The sequence below is a fragment of the Pseudoalteromonas sp. SG43-1 genome, assembly GCF_014164415.1.
Classification (GTDB): domain Bacteria; phylum Pseudomonadota; class Gammaproteobacteria; order Enterobacterales; family Alteromonadaceae; genus Pseudoalteromonas; species Pseudoalteromonas distincta.
In genome coordinates this window covers 158,810-164,979 of sequence record NZ_JACJFD010000005.1, presented here as the reverse complement: position 1 = coordinate 164,979, position 6,170 = coordinate 158,810, and the positions used below count along the sequence as shown (strand labels likewise).

Sequence of the window (6,170 nt, the reverse complement as noted above, 5' to 3'; positions counted from 1 at the left end):
ATCATTTTGCGGGGCTAAACGTGTCGCTACCTGTGTTAAAAAATTCTCATTTACGACTGCATGGATGCAGAAGGTAGAGCAATGCAGGAGCAATTGCCGAGAACAACTAAATAGCGAATTTTTTGCCTAGCTATCAACACGTTTTTCCAGCCTCAAAATAGATCACTTAATTAAGCGAATTGGTATTAGTCTTTATTATATCCCTCAATAAATAGCATTAACGTGCTTAACCATATAAAATTCGCGGCAATTAAATATGAGCGAAGCGACATTGTAATGAGTAGAAAGATTGAACTATTAGCCCCAGGCGGTGATGTTAACGCGGTAAAAGCCGCCATTGTAGCCGGTGCTAATGCGGTTTATTGTGGGTTAGATACCTTTAATGCACGTAACCGAGCGTCTAATCTTTCGTTTGATGAGCTTAACGGCGCACTTCGCCTAGCCCATGAATACGGCTGTGAAATATTTTTAACGCTAAATGTAGTTATATTAGAGCACGAAATGGGCGCGCTATTTAAGCTACTTAACCAACTCGTAAATACCACGCTCGATGGCATTATTGTGCAAGATTTAGGGTTGTTCAATATAGTTAAAAAGCACTTTCCTACTTTGCATATTCACGCATCAACTCAGTTAACCACCCATAACGAATCACAGGTTGAGTTTTTAGCGCGCATTGGCGCTACACGTGTAAATTTATCGCGCGAGCTTAACTTAACTGAAATTAAAATATTGACCGACGTAGCGCACAAATGCGACGTACTAACCGAAGTGTTTGTACATGGCGCATTATGTATTGCGTTTTCAGGGCAATGTTATTCAAGCTCAGTAAGTGTGGGTAACTCAGGTAACCGTGGTCGTTGCTCACAAGCATGTCGTGATGAATACGAGCCAACCGCCATGGGTAACAAACATCCGTTAAACTTAAAAGATAATTCAGCCTATTTTGATTTACCGGAGTTGGTAGCCGCTGGTGTTGACTCGTTAAAAGTAGAAGGCCGCATTAAAGGTGCTAACTACGTACATACAGTTATTGATAGCTGGCGCAAACAAATAGATACCTTTGTACAAACAGGTAATTTAATTGAAGACGATTCAAGCTTATACAAAGTATTTAACCGTAATTTTACTAATAAGTTTTTGCAAGGTGACATGACAAAAAACATGTTTACCGACAACCCGCGCGACCATAGCTTTGATCACGCTAACGAAAAGAGTAACGCGATTTCGGTTGTGCAAATTTACGATGCACAACAAGAGCTCGCCGCAGAAAAAAATGACATTGATACGTTAGTTAAAAAGAAGATTGAGTTTTTAGATATTTCAAAACGAGAACTACGCTTTGAGTTTGGGGGCCAATTAAACCAGCCACTTACAGTAACACTGACAATAAACGATAAACACGACAACACACTAGCAGAGCAAAGCGCCCTTCAACCTCTACGCTTTGAAGTTCAATCGCAAATGCCTATGCAAACCGCCGATAAATCGGTTGTTGATATTGCTGCCATTGATAAGCGCTTTAAAACCTTTAGTAATGCCAATTTTGAAATTAAAAATATGGATTACTCAAACTTAGGCAACAACTTAAGCATTCCGTTTAAAGAGCTTGCTCGTATTAAGAAGCAAGTCGCGTTTTTATTAAACGAAGGCAAAGACGTCCTCGCCCCTGTTGAACTGCCAAAACTAGTAAACCACCCTAAAGCCGATAACAAAACAACACTCTCTATTTTAATATCGGACATAAAAGACGTTCATCTATGTGATTTAACAGGTGGCGATGTTTACTTTAAATTACCAGAGAGCTTTAGAACCGATAACGATAAATACATTAATGTATTTTTAGAGCACCCACAGTTAATTCCGTGGTTTCCGGCGGTGTTAATTGGTAAAGATTTTGAAGAAGCGGTACGTTTGCTCGAGGTTGTAAAACCTAAGCTTATTATTAGTAACAACACAGGCGTTGCATTTAAAGCAGTACAAATGGGTATTGACTGGATTGCAGGCCCGTTGTTAAACACCACAAACTCTTATGCGTTACTAACACTACAAGAAGATTTAAACGCAAAAGGCGCGTTTATTTCAAACGAAATAAACAAACCACAAATGCGTAATATTAAACGCCCTAACAATTTTAAAATGATGTACAGCATTTATCATCCAATACTAATGATGACTAGCCGACAATGTTTTTTCCAGCAAACAGTAGGATGTAAAAAACCACGCATTGACGCAAGCTGTATGCTGAGCTGTAAAAAAGAAACCACCGTTACCAATGTTAAAGGTATTAGTTTTGCTATTGATAAACAAAAAGGCGGCTACCCAAGTATTTACAACCATGAGCAATTTTTAAACATGAATATTGTGAGTGACTTTGCCGACAAATTTGACGAGTTTATGATTGATTTAACCGACATTGGTTCAGGCGATAAAGAAAAGCTGGATAAAGCTGTGTTACTTGCGCATTTTCAAGATTTAATTAACGGGAAAACACAAGCGGTTGAACACTTAAATAGCTTGGTTAAAGTACAAACCCGCCAGCAGTATGTTGAAGGCCTAAACAGCTAAGGTAACTAACATGACATTGCCATTATTATATTCATTACAACACTGCCCATACGCAATGCGTGCACGAATGGGTATTTTAATGGCAGAGCAACACGTGTTACTACGCGCTATAAAAACTAAAAATAAACCGCCGCATCTTTTACAAATATCACCAAAAGGCACGGTGCCAGTTTTATTATTACCTAATGGCCAAGTAATAGATGAAAGCCTTGATATTATGCTATGGGCATTAGTGCAAAATGACCCGCATAATTTACTGCATACTCAAAACCCATTAGCACTTGAGCGCATGCTTGAATTAATTAAGTTAAACGACACACAATTTAAACCAGTGCTCGAAAAGTACAAGTTTTACGCTCGCACAAAAGACATGGCACAAATTTACTACCAAAAAGCCTGCGAAGAGTTTATTAAGCAATTCGAAGCAAAACTAACCACGCATAAATACTTAATGGGCAATGAAAAAAGTCTAGCCGATTATGCCCTGCTGCCATTTATTAGACAGTTTGCCCGTGTAGATAAACACTGGTACTTACAAAGTGAATACACGCATGTACGCGCATGGTTAAACGAGTTTTTACACGCCCCTATGTTCACCAAAGTCATGGCCAAATTTGATTTGTATATGGACTGCGGCGAAGAGTTTTTGTACGGCGTTAAAAAGCCTTAACTTAGCCTTTGTTTTATAAGGAATTACATTACTATAACTAGCTGTAAATCTTAGCATTGAATTATTCTCATCATCGGATTTAAGCCCTATATTTACGCTATACTGCCTCCCCATTATTAACAAACGCTATGCATTATGAACTACTCAAACTTTGGCACTAAATTTACACAACCCAACGGCATTACCCAATTAATGGAAGACTTAGGCGGGGCTAAAAACAGTAACAATCCTAATATTGTTATGCTGGGTGGCGGTAACCCCGCATTAGTACCACAAGTAAATGAGGTTTTTTTAAGTGAATTACAAAAACTTGTTGCCAGCAATAAAGTATCGCAAGTATTTGGGCTTTACGATGGCCCAACCGGTAACGACGAGTTTAGAGCAGCATTAGCTGGCCAGCTAAGTAAAGAGTACGCATGGGATATTAGTGCCGATAACGTAGCACTCGGTAATGGCAGTCAAGCTAACTTTTTTGTGCTGTTTAATATGTTGGCAGGCGAAATGCCGGATGGCAGCCATAAAAAGATTTTATTCCCCCTCGCGCCAGAGTATATAGGTTATGCCGATCAAGGTTTATCGGCTGATATGTTTGTTGCCATAAAGCCTGATATCGAAATTTTGAATACAGGCAGCACATCAAAACAGTTTAAATACGTCATTGATTTTAAAGCAGTTGAAAAAACACTAGCAAACGACCGCAGTATAAGCGCGCTGTGCGTATCACGCCCTACTAACCCAACAGGTAATGTAATTACTGACGATGAAGTAAAACACCTTGATTTGCTTGCTAAGCAATATGGTATTCCACTCATTATTGATAACGCATATGGCGATCCGTTCCCAGGTTGTATTTACACCGATGCAAACCTAACGTGGAACTCAAATATTATTTTATGTATGTCACTTTCAAAACTGGGCCTACCGGGTTTACGCAGCGGTATTGTGGTTGCCAATAATGAGATTATTAAAGCAATTGGCCGCGTAAATGGCAGCATGGTGTTATCGCCAAACAGTATTGGCCCAAGCTTAGTGACACGCTTAATTAACGACGACGAACTACTGCCACTGTGCCGTAATGTTGTACTGCCTTTTTATCGTAATAAAGCACACATAGCAATTGAGTTGTTTGACGAAGTATTTGCCGAACTGCCTGTTTATTTGCACAAAGTTGAAGGTGCATTTTTTATGTGGCTGTGGTTTAAAGATGCAAAAATAACAAGCGAGGTGTTGTATCAACAACTTAAAGAGCAAGACGTGTATGTGATCCCAGGTCACAACTTTTTTATCGGCATTGACGACAGCTGGGCGCACAAGCACGAGTGTATCCGTATTAACTATGCTACCGATGCAGATACCCTAAAAAAAGGCTTAGAAGCGATTAAAAGCCTAATAAAGTAAATATAAAGATGCCGATATAAATATCGGCATCAGTCATTTAACTCGCTTATATATTCGTTTGAAATTCATGCAAACGCACTGTATCCCCTTTAAATTTATATACAAGTTGGTATCCTACGTGCCCTTTTTTAACATATGCTTATAAAAAGAAATCGTCAAGGAGCGAATACTGCAGCAAGGCACTTACTGTAAGTGACAGCTTTAACACAACAGGCATCGCGTATAAATATTGGTTTTAAACGTAAGATGTAACTTTAAATAGCAACATGCAATAGCACTATTAAGGTCAATTATGCGATTAGGACCAGGACTACTTGTCACCGCTGCCTTCATTGGACCAGGGACCATTACTACCGCCAGCGTGGCAGGTGCAAACTTTGGTTTTGCACTTATATGGACGTTACTGTTTTCAGTAATTGCCACTATATTATTACAATCCATGGCGGCGCGCCTTGGCGTTACTACCGGGCAAGATTTAGCACAAGCTCTTAGAGCTAATATTCAAACGCCTTTATTTAAATCTTTAGCTATATTTTTAGTTATTAGCGCCATTGGCGTAGGCAGTGCAGCTTATGAAGCGGGTAACTTAAGTGGCGCTAGCATGGGGTTAATTGAAATATTCCCTCAAATTAACTCCCAACTATGGACACCACTTATTGCTTTGTTAAGTGCTGCTTTACTGTATAGCGGCAAACATAAAGTGGTTGAAAACGCGCTAATTTTACTCGTTATTTTAATGAGTTTAGTGTTTATCTCAACACTTGTAATGGCTGCCCCTTCGCTCGCTGATGTATTTGCTGGTTTTATCCCTAGTATGCCTGAAGGTTCTATTACAACTATATTGGCATTAGTCGGTACGACCATTGTGCCGTACAACTTATTTTTACACTCCGGCGTACTCGCTGCCAGACACGACAGTAGCAGCGATATGCAAAAAATGATTAAAGAAACAAATGTTGATACAGGCCTATCAATCACTTTAGGCGGTGTCATCACGTTAGCTATTTTATCTACTGCTTCCGTTGCATTTTATGGTACCGATGCGGGGCAAATTAGTGCGGCTAACATGGCCGTGCAACTAGAGCCATTACTTGGCGACGCCGCTCATTACTTTTTTGCTATTGGCTTGTTTGCAGCAGGTTTAACAAGCGCTATTACAGCGCCACTTGCCGGTGCTTACGCCGTATGTGGCATGTTAGGTTGGTCAAACGATATGGGTAACTTACGCTTTAAAGGCGTTGCTATTATTATTTTATTGTTTGGTACTGCGGTGGCCTCATTAGGTTTAGACCCAGTAGCGGTGATTATATTCGCACAAGCGGCTAACGGGTTATTACTCCCTATTGTTAGCACCTACCTTGTATGGCTGGTTAATCAAAAAGGGGTTATGGGAAACTACACAAATTCTTTGCTGTTAAACCTGGTAACCCTACCCGTTTTAATCCTAATTTTTGGGTTAAGTAGCTACAAACTGATTAGTTTAATTTTTTAATTAATTTCTAAAGGCCATATTTAAAGCCCGCTGTTTATAATA

The 6,170-nt window shown here is 39.6% G+C and carries 4 protein-coding genes; all 4 read left to right on the top strand.

The features are described from left to right. The first annotated feature begins 276 nt into the window (after positions 1-276). Positions 277-2,568: a peptidase U32 family protein gene (locus H5159_RS06435; RefSeq protein ID WP_182780012.1), complete on the top strand. Its 2,292-nt coding sequence runs from the start codon at positions 277-279 to the stop codon at positions 2,566-2,568. A gap of 10 nt (positions 2,569-2,578) precedes the next feature. Beyond that, a complete protein-coding gene (locus H5159_RS06430; protein WP_182780010.1) occupies positions 2,579-3,238 on the top strand; it encodes a glutathione S-transferase in 660 nt (219 codons plus the stop codon). A gap of 135 nt (positions 3,239-3,373) precedes the next feature. Continuing rightward, a complete protein-coding gene (locus H5159_RS06425; protein ID WP_182780009.1) occupies positions 3,374-4,636 on the top strand; it encodes a valine--pyruvate transaminase in 1,263 nt (420 codons plus the stop codon). A 292-nt stretch (positions 4,637-4,928) separates the two neighbouring features. Continuing rightward, complete coding sequence (locus tag H5159_RS06420; RefSeq protein WP_182715554.1) at positions 4,929-6,128, top strand: Nramp family divalent metal transporter; 1,200 nt, start codon at positions 4,929-4,931, stop codon at positions 6,126-6,128. The last annotated feature ends 42 nt before the right edge of the window (positions 6,129-6,170 follow it).